General features: G+C 59.4%; 11 protein-coding genes and 4 pseudogenes. 2 read left to right on the top strand and 13 right to left on the bottom strand.

Translation table 11 applies throughout. The features are described 5' to 3' along the window. Nucleotides 1–12: 12 nt before the first annotated feature. Nucleotides 13–1972, bottom strand: a pseudogene (locus HB777_35470) (recombinase family protein). Nucleotides 1973–2067: 95 nt separating this feature from the next. Next, the gene (locus HB777_35475) at nt 2068–2217 is read right to left on the bottom strand and encodes a hypothetical protein (protein ID QND69110.1); all 150 of its coding nucleotides are present in this window, start codon (nt 2215–2217) and stop codon (nt 2068–2070) included. 173 nt (nt 2218–2390) lie between these two features. Between HB777_35475 and HB777_35480 the strand changes: the two genes are divergently transcribed. Continuing rightward, complete coding sequence (locus HB777_35480; GenBank protein QND69310.1) at nt 2391–2528, top strand: transposase; 138 nt, start codon at nt 2391–2393, stop codon at nt 2526–2528. Between the two features lie 107 nt (nt 2529–2635). On the opposite strand, the gene HB777_35485 is transcribed toward HB777_35480, so the two are convergent. From HB777_35485 to HB777_35515, 7 genes and pseudogenes are all read right to left on the bottom strand, one after another. Beyond that, a complete protein-coding gene (locus tag HB777_35485; protein ID QND69111.1) occupies nt 2636–4006 on the bottom strand; it encodes a hypothetical protein in 1371 nt (456 codons plus the stop codon). A 30-nt stretch (nt 4007–4036) separates the two neighbouring features. Next, nucleotides 4037–6088, bottom strand: coding sequence for a hypothetical protein (locus HB777_35490; GenBank protein ID QND69112.1), 2052 nt, complete (start codon nt 6086–6088; stop codon nt 4037–4039). Nucleotides 6089–6521: 433 nt separating this feature from the next. After that, nucleotides 6522–6932, bottom strand: a pseudogene (locus HB777_35495) (IS630 family transposase). A gap of 391 nt (nt 6933–7323) precedes the next feature. After that, on the bottom strand, nt 7324–8367 hold the full coding sequence (locus HB777_35500) for an IS110 family transposase (protein ID QND69113.1): 1044 nt from the start codon (nt 8365–8367) through the stop codon (nt 7324–7326). A gap of 376 nt (nt 8368–8743) precedes the next feature. Then, nucleotides 8744–9787, bottom strand: a complete 1044-nt coding sequence (locus HB777_35505; protein ID QND69114.1) for an IS110 family transposase — start codon at nt 9785–9787, stop codon at nt 8744–8746. 176 nt (nt 9788–9963) lie between these two features. Continuing rightward, nucleotides 9964–10779 (bottom strand): ATP-binding protein, encoded by an 816-nt coding sequence (locus HB777_35510; GenBank protein ID QND69115.1) that lies wholly within the window; start codon nt 10777–10779, stop codon nt 9964–9966. Then, complete coding sequence (locus HB777_35515; protein ID QND69116.1) at nt 10776–12290, bottom strand: IS21 family transposase; 1515 nt, start codon at nt 12288–12290, stop codon at nt 10776–10778. The genes HB777_35510 and HB777_35515 overlap by 4 nt, the downstream gene beginning before the upstream one ends. A 130-nt stretch (nt 12291–12420) precedes the next feature. Between HB777_35515 and HB777_35520 the strand changes: the two are divergent. Further along, nucleotides 12421–13430, top strand: a pseudogene (locus tag HB777_35520) (IS110 family transposase). Nucleotides 13431–13703: 273 nt separating this feature from the next. Here the strand turns inward: HB777_35520 and HB777_35525 are convergent. The 4 genes and pseudogenes from HB777_35525 to HB777_35540 all read right to left on the bottom strand — a co-directional run bounded on the left by HB777_35525 (nt 13704) and on the right by HB777_35540 (nt 16738). Continuing rightward, nucleotides 13704–14239 (bottom strand): annotated as a pseudogene (locus tag HB777_35525) (IS630 family transposase). A gap of 102 nt (nt 14240–14341) precedes the next feature. Then, entirely contained in the window at nt 14342–14944 is a 603-nt protein-coding gene (locus tag HB777_35530; GenBank protein QND69117.1) for a GNAT family N-acetyltransferase, read from the bottom strand. A gap of 58 nt (nt 14945–15002) precedes the next feature. Beyond that, nucleotides 15003–15254 carry an acyl carrier protein gene (locus tag HB777_35535; GenBank protein ID QND69118.1) on the bottom strand — a complete coding sequence of 84 codons (252 nt, stop codon included), beginning with the start codon at nt 15252–15254 and terminating at the stop codon, nt 15003–15005. Beyond that, nucleotides 15251–16738, bottom strand: coding sequence for a D-alanine--poly(phosphoribitol) ligase (locus HB777_35540; GenBank protein QND69119.1), 1488 nt, complete (start codon nt 16736–16738; stop codon nt 15251–15253). Before HB777_35540 ends, HB777_35535 begins: the two co-directional genes overlap by 4 nt. Nucleotides 16739–16898: the final 160 nt, after the last annotated feature.

Genomic DNA, 16898 nt, shown 5'->3' on the forward strand with positions numbered 1-16898 from the left:
ACACCCATCTGTCTATGTTGTTGAAGCGAATAGGTTTTGCTGGTCAGGGTGCGATCCTGTGGGGTGTCTTGGGTTCTGCCTCGCACGCCAGACAATGCTCTGAGCCCCCGGTTCGCCGAGCGTTGATCGGCTGTAGATCCACGGACCATCCGGTAGGGGATGAACACCTTCGATCTCGCCTGCTTCTGCGGCGAGCCTGAGCGTCTTCGGTGCAATGCCGAGCAAACGCGCCGCCTTGTTCAGATTAAGCCATGGCTCATTCCCGTCTGGCGCCGGCCGGAATACTGGAATCTTGTGATGCGACCTGAGCGCAGTGACCCGCTCCCGTGTCCAGCGATTGCCGTGGCCGGTCACCAGGCCGTTCCGGTTGAGGATGCCGGCAATCAGGTCATCATTGGCGATGAGAACCAGTTGCCGGACGGCGGCCAGGATGTCGGCCGAAGTGCTGTTGCGCTGTCCGCGCCGCCTCCTCGGCAGGCGCAGTTCGGTGTGGACGCCGCCAATCCAATGGATCAGGAGAACGATCTCTGACGCTTCTTCATCGATATCGGCGACCACCTCGTGGATGACGGTGCGCACGATGCGCTTCTTGAGCCTCGCGTCGGTCGTCGGCGCCGACCAGACAGTCTTGAGATCGGCGGCGAGCGCGGCGGCGTGTATTGGCGACAGAAGTGATGGTTCCAATGTCGAGCCATCATGCGCGGCAATCCTGCTCTCTATCTCGCCGACACGCGTGAGCGCCCGGTTCCATCGCAACTCCAGTTCCGCCGCGACCAGCCGGTTCTGCGGATCGATGGCGTCGTACTGCCGGAATGCCCGATCAGCGCTGTAGCGTGCCGCCTCGAGATCGCGCACCAGCGCATCACGAACCTGATCGCGGCGACTGGCCGCTTGTGCTTCGGCCTCGACGGCCGCGGTAATCGCTCCCGGCTCGACAACCCGCAGAAGAGCTTCCTCGATGGCGTCGTCGACGCGCAATCCTCCGAATGCGATGCAGCGCGGCTCGCCATTGTCAAGCAAGCCCCGCCAACACGAATAGCGCGGAATGTTATGTCTGGTCCCTGTGTAGCGGACCGTCAGCTTGCGTCCACAGCGCCGGCAGCGGACAAGGCCGGCGAGCAGAGCGTCGCCATGCTTGGGCGCTCCGTGATGCCGGCCGGTGGGCACGTTGTCGCTCACCATCTTGCGGATCGCCTCCGCCCGTTCCCAACTGACATAACCCTCATGGACATCCGGGATCAGAGCCAGCCACTCGGCTCTCGCCTTACGGCGGCTCCTGGGTCGGATCACTCCCGTTGCATCATATCCTGTCGCGACACGACTCTTACCATAGGCGTAGGCGCCGCCGTAGATCGGGTTCTCGATCATCCGGTGGATGGTCGCATAATTTGGCCGACGCCAGACCACGTCACCGTTGTTGCGGCTTGGCTGGCAAATCCAGCCCATGCTCGAGGAACCAGAGCAGGGCCTGCCGGGCGCTGCCGAGTTCGGCCACCTTGTCGAAGACGAGAATGATGGCGTCCTGGACACGGCGATCGGGATCCTTCTCAAGCCTGTCGCCGACCTTCACGAAGCCGACCGGGGCCGTGACAATGAGCTCGCCGCGCCGGGCCTTCTCGTAGCGTGCCGACAGGGAGCGCTGACGCAGAAGATCGAGTTCGTACTCGTTGAGGCTGCCCTTCAATCCCAGCAGCAGCCGGTCATTGCCCTGACGCGGCGCATAGACCGTCTCTTGGTCGACCAGTACGGTGTCGACCACGCGACACATCTCGATGAGTTGCTGCCAGTCGCGGCTGTTGCGGGCAAACCGGGACACCTCTCGCGCCGCCACTGCGCCGACCTTGCCGAGACAGACCTCGGCAACCATACGGTCGAAACCGGCGCGTGCGACGCCGCCGGCGGCAGAGCGGCCGAGATCGTCATCAATCGTCTCAATGCGAGACCAGCCGAGCGCTGTTAGGCGGTCGCGCATGGCATATTGAAGCGTGCTGTCCCAGTAGAGCGCGGAAAACCAGCGCCGAACATGCCGGGTTCAGTGACCTACGCCCATTCTTGCGCCTCTTTGCCTCAGAAACGGCGGTAAATCGAGGTGTCCAATGGGGTGCCCGAAGCGGGTGTTACATCCTGCAGCAGCGTCGCCAAGGCGCGTAGCGCAGCAATATCGACATGGGGAGCGGCGCCAACCTGCAAGGCGGCATTAGCCGCCCGATCAAACATCCATGCTGGAATCTCCAGCCACCGATCGGATCCCCGACCAGAGAGGCTGCAACGGAAAACCTCTCTACCAGCCTTCTCGACCACCTCATGAATATGGACCAGGCTCCCGGCCCAAGGATGCCACGGGTAAAAAAGCTCGTGCTCCGCGATCCCGTGGGCGTTCTGTCGTCGTGTTGTACAACACGGTGCGCCCGCATTCATCTTTAGGCTACAGACCCCCGGCGCCAGAAGCAATCCTGTGGCCGGCTGCGCAACCCGGACCAGCTTCGCCGGCCACCCCGGCTGTAGCGCCGAGACCAAGCATGCACTAACATTCAACATGGATCACCCGATGGGGGCCGGCCACCATGTCGAAATCCTTATGATCCGATTTTCCGCGACGCCATGTGCAAGAAGATGAGCGCAGGGCATCGCGCCCTTAAGCTACTGGCGCAAAAGCGGTGACAATTTGCTCTGCAATTTGATTTCCAGGCTCAATGGAAAGGCATCTCCTTGCGGCTTCAACAGCTGCGGGAAGATCGCCAAGCTTTTTGCGGCTGCGGGCCAGTCCGATCCAAGCCTTCACATTCGACCCGTCTACGGATGCCAACCGCTCATAGTAGGATACTGCCTGTTCGAAATTTGTGACCTTGAAGGAGTATTGGGCGAGGTTCGCCAACGCAAATTGATTGTTGCTGTCGATATCCAGCACCAATTCTGCCAACTGGGTAGATTCCTTAACGCTCCCATCCTTCATTAAGCGTTTGTACTCACGGACGGTGCCGCGGAAGACGCGCTCCTCGATGTTGTCGTATCTGGACAAGTCCAAAGAGGATTTCTTAAGGACGGAGAAACGATGGGCAGCCAAGAGATAATTGTGGGTGCGCAGGAATTCCCTAAGCTGAAGGAAGACAGCGCGTCGGGTTGCTTCGCCGATCTTATCATCGGGCACGGCAGCACCTACGCTCGCCAAAAGGACAAGAGCGTCCAGTTCCTGGTTAGTCAAAAGCGCCAGCCGCAAAACGCGACGCACCACCGATGGATTTTCAGGTGTCAGGCGCACCAGACGCGCCCATAACTCCAGAGAGGCTTCGTTATGTCCGCCTTTTTCATACGCGGTCGCCAATCTTTTCAAAGCGGTACTGTGATCGGGACTGAGCGCCAGGACACCGTGCCAGGTTCGAATATAGGTATTTGCGTCCGTTTCAAAATTGGCCTCGATCGCCTTTACGGCGGCGGCATGAATGAGTTGGCGCAACCTGCGCTTCATCTTGGCGTCTCCGGGACTGAGGCTCAGTCCCAATTGCCAAAGCCTGGCAGCCTTCTCTTCGTCGCCTTCGTTTTTCGCCTGGAGTCCGGCGGCCGCCAATTGGGCGGCGATGCGCCGTGACAAGGTTTCGCGCTGTTCCGTTTTCTCCGCGTTTTCCGGTAGAGCTAGCAGTAACGTGGCTGCATCCTCCCACCTTCGTTTCGCGGCGAGCTGGTGAGCCGCACTTTGCACGTCGGGCGCGGCAATGGCCGCTGCGGCGCGAGCAGTTGCGACGAGGTCTGTGTCGTCCCCTCTGCGAATGGCGGCTTTCAGTTGGAGTTTAAGCGCATTCTGGTTGTCGGGGATCAGTGCCAACAGCGTTGCCGCGGCGTCTCCGACGCGGACATAGTCTCTCTGCTTCCAGGAGACTTTCAACTCCCTGTGTGCGCTGACGACGCTTTCAAAAAATCCGAGATCAGGTGATATACTGGCGGTGGCGGACACGTTTTCGGGGTTCCTCATTTGCGTTTTAGGTTGGTACTTTCGAGACTTGGCTTTCATGCTACCTAATCCTATTTTCGCGTATACTGGCTATTGGTAGGGCAACTCGACGGTCTCTGAGCAGGCCCAATCATACATTTCCGTATTGTCGTGCGGATCTACATAGTACCGAACTTTCGTACGAATGCCGCTTCGCGCTCCTTCATGTCGCCCGCAATTAGTCCCAGTTATGCGTGCAGCTATGAAAAGCTTGGCGCCAGATCGGCTTATTGGGTTCGAAAAATGTATTTCGAGGAGTTTGTCGTCGCGAGCGGATATGGCGAGGGAAGTTATTGTCGGGCCAGCCGCTCCCATCCCTACTGCATCAATACCTAACCCAGCCCCCAGATTTGATACATTTATGCGGTCATCGTTTTGCTCGAGCGTGATTGTTCTGGAATATTCAAGACCGATCACATTTGGTCGCAGCAACCGGACATGACTGACGCGTAGCGGTTCCAATCCAGGCCCGAAAAGGTCATCAAGTATAAAATGGCCGAATTGGAAGCCAATGCGGCGGTAGCCGATTGCTTTCAGATGAGCCGACCGACCATCGGAACGCATTTCGGGCTCGTGATGGTAAACAGGCCCAACACATCGTATATGCGGGTCAGCTTTTGCCACCCGAAGCTGTGACCAGACGCTTTCTGCTATTATTCCTGGTCGCGATGCTCCGCGATTGGCTTGATATGTGAGCATAGGTACAGAAGCCACTTGGCCAGTTAGGTGCCGGATATCCGCGTCATATTGCTGCCGGAGCAGGATCAGGCCTCGCTGATAAGAATCGGCAGGCGTTCCCCGTCCGGCGTCGGACTCGCCGTGTGCGAGACAAATCGCCAGGACTCGGACACGTTTGCCTTCGGCACGGGCAAATTCCGCTGCCTTCGCCACCAAACGCATGACCTCCAGATGCTGTGCTGATCCTCGAAGTAACCCGTCAGCGCTCCCCTGATTAAGCCCGCTCAGGGTTGTGCCCCCGCGTCCGACAGAGGCAAACACCACGGTGGGCTTCTTTCCGAATCGACTTTCGCAGGTACGCATCAAGTAATCGGCCAAACCTCCGCAGGGTGTTTCCTTGGTCGAGCCGGTGGCCCGCTCAAACAGGTCAACCAGTTTTGACACGCGCCTGCCTCGAGGAGCAGATCCGGCATCGAACATCAGCGCGCGCCCAGGATGTTCTGGCACGGCGGTAAGAGGCGCGTCCCCTGCCTCATCGTTATTGCCCCCAAGTGCCCAAGACTGGCCGACGACAAGAATCATGTTGAGCACATTCGCGTCGAAATCGAAATGAGACGCCGTTTCCGGGTGATAAACGAGATCGTCTGCGCTCAACGTCCCACAGTCTGTGCCCGGTTGTAACTCTCCAGCATCTCTCGGGGGAATCTCACGCCCAACCGTTGAGTTGTCCTTCTCGCTCTCGTCGACGCTAGTGGTTTCGCTCGGACGCTTGTCTGGACTCTGGCTCTTATTTGGGATCTGTGGTGGTTCGTCGTTTTCGAGCTCGGTTGGAACGAACGTCCTCTCAATGAGATCCTCCGGCGTCCCTCGCCCGGCGACTCTGCTTATGAATTTATATAGATGGTTGGCGATCTCGGGAAAAAACTCGGGGTTCCAATGACGGCAATCATCGGCGAGGACACGTTTCACGCCGTGGCGTGCTACGAAAGGGGCAAAGTCCATCTCGTAGGCTTTGAGCCGATGTGCGACCTCGATCGATTGGTCCTTAAGTTCAGTGGGCCAGGAGATAGGTCGCCCGTCGGGCATGTATCTAAAATTGTGATGAACCATCGCTAGCGGGACATCCAGCGTTTCTTTGATGCGCCCGATGTAATTGGTCATATCGTCAACGTTCAATTGACGCGTAGTCGTTCGTCCGACTAGATCGTGAAGCCACTCGAACTTCTCCGTAAGAGGAACCAATTCGAGGAGATGTTGTGCATACTTGGCGCGTTCGGATTCGTTCTGTTTAACAAGAGACGACCTCCATTTGGCCACTATGCGTGGCGGCACATTTAGATGTTCTAGCTCTGGCAGGATGATTTCTTGAAACCGATTCGTGTTAACAACGAAGTCATCGTACAAGATATCGATAGAGGTGCTCATTTCGACAATTATTATGTCAGCCGTATATGGGATGCCCATCTGCTCTCTGTTAGGCTCTCGGCTGCTATCGAGATAACAGAACCGCCGCACGTGCGGCGGGGATTGTTTTGCCGCCCGTTATAAAGCCCAGGAGCTGGACAGCACTCGCGGCAGAAATAGAGAACGGCGTCCTGAGAAATCCCATCTCCTTGTATATTCCGCCCAGCTTATTATTCTGATGCAGAGCCGAAATTAAATTATTGAGCAAGCAACCGCCGAATGATATCGGGCGAATATTATCCAATGCGATAACTCCTTTCATCGGCCACAACGACTCTGCTCACAGCGTTTTTAACGCCAATCCATCACCAATAACGGACGCGATTTGGCTCGCACATCGGTGCGCTATGGATCTTCGCCCTTCCTCAAGGTGAATGACTAGAGCATGTCCTGTTTAATCGGGTTCATATCCTGCGGCTTTGAAGTAGTTGGCACATTCGGCTGGGGTGAAGAGGTCGACGACCGCGCCGACCGCGTCCCACAGAGCCTTGATGGTTCTCTCGGCCTTTGCTCGCAGCAGCGCCTTGAGTTTGGCGAAGGCGTTCTCAATCGGATTGAAGTCGGGACTGTAGGGCGGCAGGTAGAGCAGGCTCGCGCCTGCGGCCTCAATCGCGTCGCGCACGCCGGCGGCCTTGTGGGCGGGCAGGTTGTCCATGACGACTACGTCGCCCTCCGACAATGTCGGGACCAGCACCTGCTCGACATAGGCCAGGAACACGTTGCCGTTCATGGCGCCGTCGTAGACGAAGGGCGCAGTCATGCCCGTCAGCCGCAGCGCTCCGGTGAAGGTCGTGGTCTTCCAGTGATGGGATGGACGCCCCCCTGACGGCATCGATGTGCCAGAGTGGTGGCGTTGAGAACCACCGAAGGGAGACGTCCATGACACAAGTTAGCACCATTGGCCTGGATCTGGTATAGCGCGACATATGTGGAACGGCCCGCGTTGCAAGGGCTTTTTTAGTCGATTTCATCACGCGGGAACGGTGCAGTCATATGTCCGGCCTTTCAGCGCGGCCCATGACCGCTGGCCTCGATGAAGTCCGCGAAGCGGGTGGCTGATCAATCTGACGTGCTCGAAGCACATTGTCGCGCAAGCCTCTCCCGCGTCGGGATTTCGTCCCGTGGAATCATCGTCTGCTCAATGCACCTCGCCTCTTCCTGGCTCTTCTCCGGTAGCTCGTGTCGGTACTCTGCCCTCAGGCGTTTGCCGCACGAACCGCCATCCCACCAGGTTTCCGATAGGTCCCGCCCTTCGTTAGCAGGGCCCAGATGATCCTCGCGATCTTGTTGGCAAGCGCGATGGCGACGACCTTGAAGGGCCGACGCGCTAGCAACGCGGTCAACCAGGGCAGTGCCCTGTCGTTGTTTCTGGCATGGCGCAGGACAGAGGTAGCGCCATTTACAAGGAGAGATCGAAGCTCCGTGTTGCCCATCTTCGAGATGCCGCCCAACAGCTCCTTGCCGCCGCTCGAATGCGACCTCGGCGTGAGCCCAAGCCAAGCGGCAAGGTGACGGCCCGACCTGAACCCGTCCGGATCGGGAACCAGCGCCTTGACGGTCGCCGCTGTGATCGCGCCGACGCCCGGGATCGTGGTCAGACGGCGCATGTCTTCGTCATGCTTTGCCTCGGTGACGATCTCGCGCTCAAGTCGTTCGACCTGTTCGCTCAGAGTGTCTAATTGGTCGACAAGGGCCGTCAGGGCGAAGCGCGCCGCCGCAGGCAGGCGAGCATCTGTCGGGTCACGCACGATCGCGGCTAATGCCGCCACCTTCGCCGGGCCGGCAGCCGCAATGATGCCCAATTCGGACATATGAGCGCGCAAGGCGTTGATCACTTGTGTTCTTTGGCGCAGCAGCAGAGCTCGCGTCCTCAGCACCATCGCCGCCGCCTGTTGCTCGGCCGACTTGATCGGCACAAAGCGCATGGTCTTGCGGGTTACCGCCTCGCTGATCGCCTCGGCGTCGGCAGCATCGGTCTTGCCGCGCTTGACAAAGGGCTTGACGTAGGCCGGCGGGATCAACCGGACGTCATGGCCGAGTGCTGCGATCTCACGCGCCCAGTAATGTGCCCCGCCGCAGGCCTCGAGGCCGACGAGACAGGTTGGCTGCTTCTCGAAGAAGCGCAGCACTTCGGCCCGGCGCAACCGCCTGTTGAACAGCGGCGCGCCTTCGGCGTCTGCGCCGTGAACTTGGAAAACCTGCTTGGCCAAATCTAGCCCGATGGTGTTAATCTGCGTCACGGAACGGTCCCTCCTTGGTGGCGTTGAAACAACGGCCACGTTAGCACTTGATGCTGTCGGAGCGGGCCGTTCCACCTCATCAATCTGGAAGAGAGGTGCGCGACATATGTGGAACGGCCCGCGTTGCAAGGGCTTTTTTAGTCGATTTCATCACGCGGGAACGGTGCAGTCATATGTCCGGCCTTTCAGCGCGGCCCATGACCGCTGGCCTCGATGAAGTCCGCGAAGCGGGTGGCTGATCAATCTGACGTGCTCGAAGCACATTGTCGCGCAAGCCTCTCCCGCGTCGGGATTTCGTCCCGTGGAATCATCGTCTGCTCAATGCACCTCGCCTCTTCCTGGCTCTTCTCCGGTAGCTCGTGTCGGTACTCTGCCCTCAGGCGTTTGCCGCACGAACCGCCATCCCACCAGGTTTCCGATAGGTCCCGCCCTTCGTTAGCAGGGCCCAGATGATCCTCGCGATCTTGTTGGCAAGCGCGATGGCGACGACCTTGAAGGGCCGACGCGCTAGCAACGCGGTCAACCAGGGCAGTGCCCTGTCGTTGTTTCTGGCATGGCGCAGGACAGAGGTAGCGCCATTTACAAGGAGAGATCGAAGCTCCGTGTTGCCCATCTTCGAGATGCCGCCCAACAGCTCCTTGCCGCCGCTCGAATGCGACCTCGGCGTGAGCCCAAGCCAAGCGGCAAGGTGACGGCCCGACCTGAACCCGTCCGGATCGGGAACCAGCGCCTTGACGGTCGCCGCTGTGATCGCGCCGACGCCCGGGATCGTGGTCAGACGGCGCATGTCTTCGTCATGCTTTGCCTCGGTGACGATCTCGCGCTCAAGTCGTTCGACCTGTTCGCTCAGAGTGTCTAATTGGTCGACAAGGGCCGTCAGGGCGAAGCGCGCCGCCGCAGGCAGGCGAGCATCTGTCGGGTCACGCACGATCGCGGCTAATGCCGCCACCTTCGCCGGGCCGGCAGCCGCAATGATGCCCAATTCGGACATATGAGCGCGCAAGGCGTTGATCACTTGTGTTCTTTGGCGCAGCAGCAGAGCTCGCGTCCTCAGCACCATCGCCGCCGCCTGTTGCTCGGCCGACTTGATCGGCACAAAGCGCATGGTCTTGCGGGTTACCGCCTCGCTGATCGCCTCGGCGTCGGCAGCATCGGTCTTGCCGCGCTTGACAAAGGGCTTGACGTAGGCCGGCGGGATCAACCGGACGTCATGGCCGAGTGCTGCGATCTCACGCGCCCAGTAATGTGCCCCGCCGCAGGCCTCGAGGCCGACGAGACAGGTTGGCTGCTTCTCGAAGAAGCGCAGCACTTCGGCCCGGCGCAACCGCCTGTTGAACAGCGGCGCGCCTTCGGCGTCTGCGCCGTGAACTTGGAAAACCTGCTTGGCCAAATCTAGCCCGATGGTGTTAATCTGCGTCACGGAACGGTCCCTCCTTGGTGGCGTTGAAACAACGGCCACGTTAGCACTTGATGCTGTCGGAGCGGGCCGTTCCACCTCATCAATCTGGATGAGAATCTGGTGTCGCGGTGATGCTGATGATCGCGGCATTGATTGTCGCGCGCAAGAGGTTTTATCGGTTTGATTGTCGCGGCGCGTCAATCAGGATTGACGTTTGCGGGCGTCGCATATGAGGCCGGCCGGCCTGGCCCTCGCTTTCGCTCGATGGCCTCGCGCCGCCGATAGCTCTCGACATTCAGCTCGAAGATTGTCGCGTGGTGGACAAGGCGGTCGACCGCGGCGAGCGTCATAGCGGGATCTGGGAAGACCTTCCCCCATTCGCCGAAGGGCTGGTTGGCGGTGATGAGCATGGAGCGCCGCTCGTAGCGGGCGCTGATGAGCTCGAACAGCACGCTCGTTTCGGCCTGGTCCTTGGTGACATATGCGAGGTCGTCGAGGATGATCAGGTGGAAGCGATCGAGGCGATTTATGGCGGCCTCGAGGCCGAGTTCGCGGCGCGCGACCTGAAGCTTCTGGACGAGATCAGTGGTGCGGGTGAACATGACCCGCCATCCGGTCTCGATAAGGGCAAGTCCGATGGCCGAGGCGAGATGGCTCTTTCCGCCGCCTGGAGGGCCAAACAGAAGCAGGTTAGCTCCCTTCTCGAGCCAGCTGTCGCCGGCGGTAATGGCCATCACCTGAGCCTTGGAGATCATCGGCACGGCTTCGAACTCGAATGTGTCGAGGGTCTTGCCCGGCAGGAGGCGCGCCTCGGCGAGATGGCGTTCGATACGTCGCCGGTCGCGCTCAGCCAGTTCATGTTCAATGATCGCAGCCAGGAAGCGAGCGGCCGGCCAGCCTTCCTTGTCGGCCTGTTCGGCAAACTGCGGCCACATAACCTTGATGGCCGGCAGGCGCAGTTCGTTGAGGAGCAAGCTCACCCTGGCGGAATCGACAGCGGGGTTCGTCTTCATGCCGCATCTCCTGTCAGGTTGGCGCCAAGCAGGGCTTCATAGGCGTTGAGCGGAGCAAGACGCACGACGACACTCGGCAGCCGGGCGGGATCCGGCGCGAACCGTTCGCGCAAAGCAGCCATGTCGGGCAATCGCCGTGCCTCTAGCGAGGCGGTCAGTAGATCAGCCAGTTCGCTCTCGCAGCCGCGCTCGTGCGCCATGGCCAGAAGCTCGACCATGGTGCGGCAGGCCTGCCGCTCAGGCAGTCGCTTTATGAGCACGTCGAAGGTTCGCCGGTAGGCCTCGCGGGGGAAGAGCTGGTCACGATAGACGAGGTTGAGCAGCGCCATCGGCTTGCGGCGCAGCGAATGGATGACATGCCGATAATTGACGACCTGGTCGTGCTTGCCGGTTGAAGAGGCGCGCCCGCGCGGCAGCGTCATGAGATGCGTGCCGCCGATGAAGATATCCAGCCGATCATCGAAGAGCCGCACTCTGAGGCGGTGGCCGATCAGGCGTGAGGGCACGGTGTAGAACACCTTACGCAGCGTGAACCCGCCCGATGACGTGATGCGCACGGTGACCTCCTCGTAGTCGGAAGTGCGCCGGGCGGGCAGTTCCTGGAGTTCGGCCCGCTCGATGTCGATGCGCTTGGAGTTGCGAGCATTCACGCGGCTGACGATCTCGTCGACAAAGCGACGGTAGGCTGCCAGGTCGTCGAAATCGCTCGATCCCCGCATCAGCAGCGCGTCATTGATCGCCCGCTTGAGATGGCCGTGCGGGCCTTCGACGGAGCCGTTCTCATGCGCAATGCCGCGATTGTTGCGGGAAGGGATCATGCCGTAGTGGCCGCACAGTTCGTCGTAGCGGCGCGTCAGGTCCTCCCGGGCGTCCTTGTCCAGGTTGCGGAATGCCGCCGAGAGGCTGTCGCTGCGATGCTCGCGGGGAGCCCCGCCGAGCGACCACAGCGCGTTCTGCAGGCCTTCCGCCAGAGCGACGAAACTCTCGCCACCGAGCACGACATGCGCATGCTCGAAGCCGGAATAGGCGAGCCGGAAATGATAGAGCCGGTGATCGAGTGGCTGGCCGGCGATCGTGACGCCGGCGGCGGCCATGTCAGTGAAATCCGACAATCCCATGCGCCCGGGTACGTGAAGCTGCCGGAAGATGACCTCCTGTTCCTCGCCATGGACGGCGCGCCAGGCTCGGACCCGGCGCTCGATCGTGCGGCGAATGCCGGCTCCAAGCTCGGGATGACGCCGGATCATCTCGTCGAAGATGGCGATCGCCCGAATACCCGGAGCTGCCCTCAGCATGGGCACGACCTCGGCTTCGAAAATATCGGCGAGAGGGTCGGCACGGCGCCGTTGCCGCGGCGCCTTCTTTTGTGACGGCAGTCTTGAATCCTTCTCGATGCGATAGGCCGTGGCGATACTGATCGACGCCTTCGCCGCCGCGACGGCCGTCGTATTGGTCTGCCGGAACTTCATGAAAAGCCTCATCTGGTGATCGGTTACGTGGCGGCCGGGCACAAAGTGATTCCTCCCCAACAGGAAAAACCACCGGCATACCCGGCCGACCGTGATCACCAGACGAACGCCCCCGAAAAAGGAACGCGCCGCCGGCGTTCTCATCCTGATTGACGCTGCGCTCTCACATTGATTGCCGCGCCGCAATCTGGCCAAGAACATCTTCCAAGCCCATGGCGCAGATGCCGCCGGCACCGTTGTGTTCCGCAGGAAGCTGCAGCGCGAACAGGTGCTGGCCTTCTTCGCTGCCAGCCGCCATGCCTTGTGGCGATGGAGGCATGCCCAGGCGCTCATTATTGGGGTCGTGAGATCGGCACGCTCGGCCATACCGTCAGGCTGATCGCACCGGCTTACGTGAAGCCTTTCGTCAAGCGTCAGAAGAACGATGCCGCCGATGCCGAAGCGATCTGCGAGGCCGCGCAACGGCCGACGATGCGCTTCGTGGCGGTGAAGAGCCAGGAGAAGCAGGCCTCGGCTGTGATCTTCCGAACCCGCGACGTGCTCGTCGGCCAGCGCACTCAGCTCATCAACGCGATCCGCGGGCATATGTCCGAGTTCGGCCTGATTGCGCCGCAAGGCCCCTCGCATGTCGAGCGGCTCATCACGCAGGTTGAGGATCCTACCTCGGGCGTGCCGGAGGCCGCTCGCTGTTGCCTTGCCATGCTCGTCGAAGCGCTACGCCGCTTGCAGGATCAGGTTAGGTCGCTGGACGCGGAGATTGCGAAGCGGGCCAAAGCTGACGAAACGGCCCATCGGCTAATGAGCGTGCCTGGCATTGGGCCGCTGATCGTAACCGCGCTTGAGGCGATGGCTCCACCAGCAGAGACGTTCCGCTCTGGGCGCGATTTCGCAGCCTGGATCGGGCTGACGCCGATCCAGCGTTCGACCGGCGGCAAGGAGCGCCTCGGACGAACGTCGCGGATGGGAGAGCGAACGCTGCGACGCCTGCTCATCATCGCATCCAGCGCGGTAGTGCGCTGGGCCAAGCGCAAAGGCGTGCCATCCGGCTCGTGGCTCCATCGAATGCTGGCGCGCAAGCCGCCAATGCTGGTGATCGTGGCACTGGCCAACAAGACCGCGCGCATCGCATGGGCATTGATGACGAAAGGTGGAACCTACCGAGCTCCGACCGCCGCCGCATGAGTGCAGTGCAGTGAGCGAACGCGAGGCTGCCAGGAGGACGTGAGAAGGTCGAAGGACAGGTATGGCGCAACGTCGGCGAGGCGGGATCAGGAGAACCAGACGCATGGGGAGCGCTTCGAGCGCGTTCCAGTGATGTGGACCTGATCCTCGAACTCCCATACGGGCCCGCGGCCATGACGAAGCCGCAAAGAGAGGCCGAACACATGGCAGCACCCGATCACGCGCAGCAGCCTGAACCGAAGATTCTTCTTGCATCCGGCGGGGCGTCCACACATGGCCATGGGGCACGCCGGCCCGGCAGCGCTCGCCGCGCGGCGCTCTTCCACGCAGGCGGGCCATCTTTGTGGAGAGGCCGGTCTCATCGATGAACACGAGCTTCGCCGGATCGAGATCGAGCTGGCCGTCGAACCAGTCCCGGCGCCGCTTCAGGACGTCGGGGCGATCCTGCTCCAGTGCGTGCGCGGACTTTTTTTGAATGTCCAGCCGTGGCCGCGAAGCCAGGCGCTCAAGGCGCTGCGGCTGATCCGCACCGACTGCTCGGCGACGAGCCGCTCCACCATCTCGTTCAGCGTGATGTCCTTGCGCTCCTCGATCAGCCCGACGATGAAGGCTTCTTGCGCATCGAGGCTGGAGGCGCGGCGGCGGCCCTGCGGGCGTGGCGCCAGTTCGCCGATCTTCGCCCGCGCAATCCAGCGGATCGCGCTGGACACTCCCACGCCGAACCGCGCCGCCGCTTGCCGCGCCGACATGCCCTCGTTCGAAGCCTTCAAGACCCGCGACCGAAGATCCCCGCTCAATGCTCTTCCCATCGTCAACCTCCATCGAGGTGGATGTTGAATCAGCACAAAACGCAGCCGTCACATCACAATCGATTCATCGATCACAGGACGTGCTCTAGTTCTCGATCCGACCTATTGTGGATTACGGACCAGAACGCGAATCGGAAAGTCAGATTCAGATTGACACTGAAATCCTAGCGATTTGTGCAGTTTTATGACGATCGCGTTTGTGTTCGCAGCGTGTAGGTATATTGGAGTATTAGGATAGCGATCAAGCACATGATGCATCAACCGCCGCGCAACTCCTTTTCCCCGAGCCGCCTCGGCCACGGCCATACGCGGGAGATATTTTCCCTCCCCTGATGCAAGGGTTTCAACATTCGAGCCATGGCCTTCGAGGGCTCTCTTGAAATTCATCCTAGCGTCCCGATCCAGGTGCCGCACGATGTCCAACATTCCCATCCGCTGGGATGCATCCAGTTCGCCTGCGTCGACAACTGATAGAAGCCCCAAAATTGCACCCTCTTCCCACAGGGTCCAAGTTTCTGAGAGCTCGGTCGACGGTGAATCAATTTGATCGGCTAAAATGAGGTTGAGCTTCGGACGGTCGATCGGAACCTTGTCATACAACTCCGGCAACGCTTGATATACGAGGTCACCCAAAAACGCCTTTCCCTCTTCTGAAAAGTCGTTCTCAATCTCTCCCTTCACCAATCGCCTGATATTCTGGTCCAAGGTATCCACCTCTTGTAATATAAGAATAATGCACGCTGAATATAAAGAAGCTTATTTCTTACTTCCTCGATATCTTCTCTTTAAGAACATCGAAAAGGCCGCCGACATTATCGAAAGTGACGATCTCCGCACCGATGAAACGAACGCTGAATGCCTCTTCAATCATTGCGATGAGACTAACATGCGCCATGCTGTCCCAACCAATGACATCTTCCGCAACGGTCTCCCGTGCAATTTCGGTGTCATTCTCAGGAAACTCGCCGTTTATGATTTCGACGACTTTCTGAAACAATTTGCTGTCCTCTATCATGTCCGCTCCTTCTTCATAATAAGATTGTCCTCGAACCAGACTGCTGCTGCTGTGCGATCCAGTTTGTCATTCTCGCTGCGCGGTGCTCTCTGAATCTCAAGGATCCATGTCGGTATGGCATGGGCTTCGACGATTTCTGACAACGCTGCTTTCAACTCGCGCTCATTGAGCGGTCCCAGCCCGTTAGATTCCACGACAGCCGCGAGTCCATCGCCTCGTTTAAAGACGACAGCCACAGGCCACCCGCACTGCCGAATGGCGGAAACGATCTCATCGAGCTCGATCCGGTATCCCTTTACCTTAACCTGAAAATCAATCCGCTCCTTGAAGAACAAGCGATCGTCACGGATTTCCGCCCAGTCACCGGTCAGATACCCACGCTCCCCCGACAACTCATCCAATACGCGGAACTGCTGCTCGGTCTTTTCCGGATCGTTCCAATAGCCCTCGGCAAGTTGGGGACCGCTAATCACAATCTGACCCTCGGTGGGAGAACGCCCGCCAATAAGCGAGATCTTCATGCCTGGTATGGTCTGACCCAGGGCGGCAGACGTATGGCAGTAAGATCCGTAGTTGTCGGAGGTCAGAACTTGCTCAGTTACAGAGATCGTAGCTTCGGTGGGGCCATAGGTATTTTGGGCGAGCGTGTCTGGCAATGCGGAAAAAATGGCGTCCAGTTGCTGTCTGACGAGCGGTTCCCCGCAGAAATTAAACAGCCGAACACTCCCTAGGTCTTTCCTTGTTACTTGCCGCGCCCGCATCATCAAGCTAACGGCGCTAGGCGTGGAATTCCAGATCGTAATAGCTTGCCTCGCGATAAATTCGGCGGGCGACATTCTGTCGCCCTCATCCAGCAAGGGGTGAAGCGAAGCGCCATGGCATAGTGCCCCAAATATATCTGTCATGCTGATATCGAATGCTAGATTTGGCTGTTGCGAGAGACGATCATCCGGGGTGATATGAAGGCTCTCCAGCCAGGACACGTAGTTTGCCAATGCTTTGCGTGAAACCATTACGCCCTTTGGCTCGCCAGTCGATCCTGACGTGAACATGACATAGGCTAGTTCGTGGCGCGTTCCATTACCCAAGAAACAGCGATCTGTATTGATCATATCTGGATCCAAGACCTTCAAGTTAGGAACTGCAGTGACAATTTCAGCCGCCAACTGTGGCTTGGCCACGAGAAGATCAGGTTGCAACCGATGCAGGATTCGCCGAAGCTTTTGTATCGGCGCAACCGTGTTCAGGGGCGTATGGAAGCCCCCGGCTAATCCGGACGCCAGGATGCACGCATAAGCATCGGCCTCTTGAGGGAGCGCGATCGCAATTCGCGGCTGCTCGAATGACGAATAAATCTGTGCGTAGATTCGGACTCGCTCCTCAAGCCAAGCATAAGAATATTGACGCGCGCCAACGTCTATGGCCAAGCGCCCAGGATGGCGAGAAGCTACCGAGAGAAACCTGTCAACTACATCCACCATCATTTCATCTATCTCCGCGTAACGATAAGAATATTAGCCGTTGGCTTCCGGAACGGAGTGTCCACTTGACCTTGCACCCGCGCCTGTCAACTGCAAATGGTGACGCGATGCATGACATATCCGAACCGAATGACCGGCAACGTCATACAGGATCCTTAAGTGT

Source organism: Mesorhizobium loti (assembly GCA_014189435.1).
GTDB classification, from domain to species: Bacteria; Pseudomonadota; Alphaproteobacteria; order Rhizobiales; family Rhizobiaceae; genus Mesorhizobium; species Mesorhizobium loti_G.

What these genes read in the sequence shown, in the direction of transcription:
- HB777_35475 (QND69110.1), bottom strand. Translation starts at nt 2,217, where the DNA reads ATGTTTGATCGGGCGGCTAATGCCGCCTTGCAGGTTGGCGCCGCTCCC.
- HB777_35485 (QND69111.1), bottom strand. Translation starts at nt 4,006, where the DNA reads ATGAAAGCCAAGTCTCGAAAGTACCAACCTAAAACGCAAATGAGGAAC.
- HB777_35490 (QND69112.1), bottom strand. Translation starts at nt 6,088, where the DNA reads ATGAGCACCTCTATCGATATCTTGTACGATGACTTCGTTGTTAACACG.
- HB777_35510 (QND69115.1), bottom strand. Translation starts at nt 10,779, where the DNA reads ATGAAGACGAACCCCGCTGTCGATTCCGCCAGGGTGAGCTTGCTCCTC.
- HB777_35535 (QND69118.1), bottom strand. Translation starts at nt 15,254, where the DNA reads ATGATAGAGGACAGCAAATTGTTTCAGAAAGTCGTCGAAATCATAAAC.
- HB777_35540 (QND69119.1), bottom strand. Translation starts at nt 16,738, where the DNA reads ATGATGGTGGATGTAGTTGACAGGTTTCTCTCGGTAGCTTCTCGCCAT.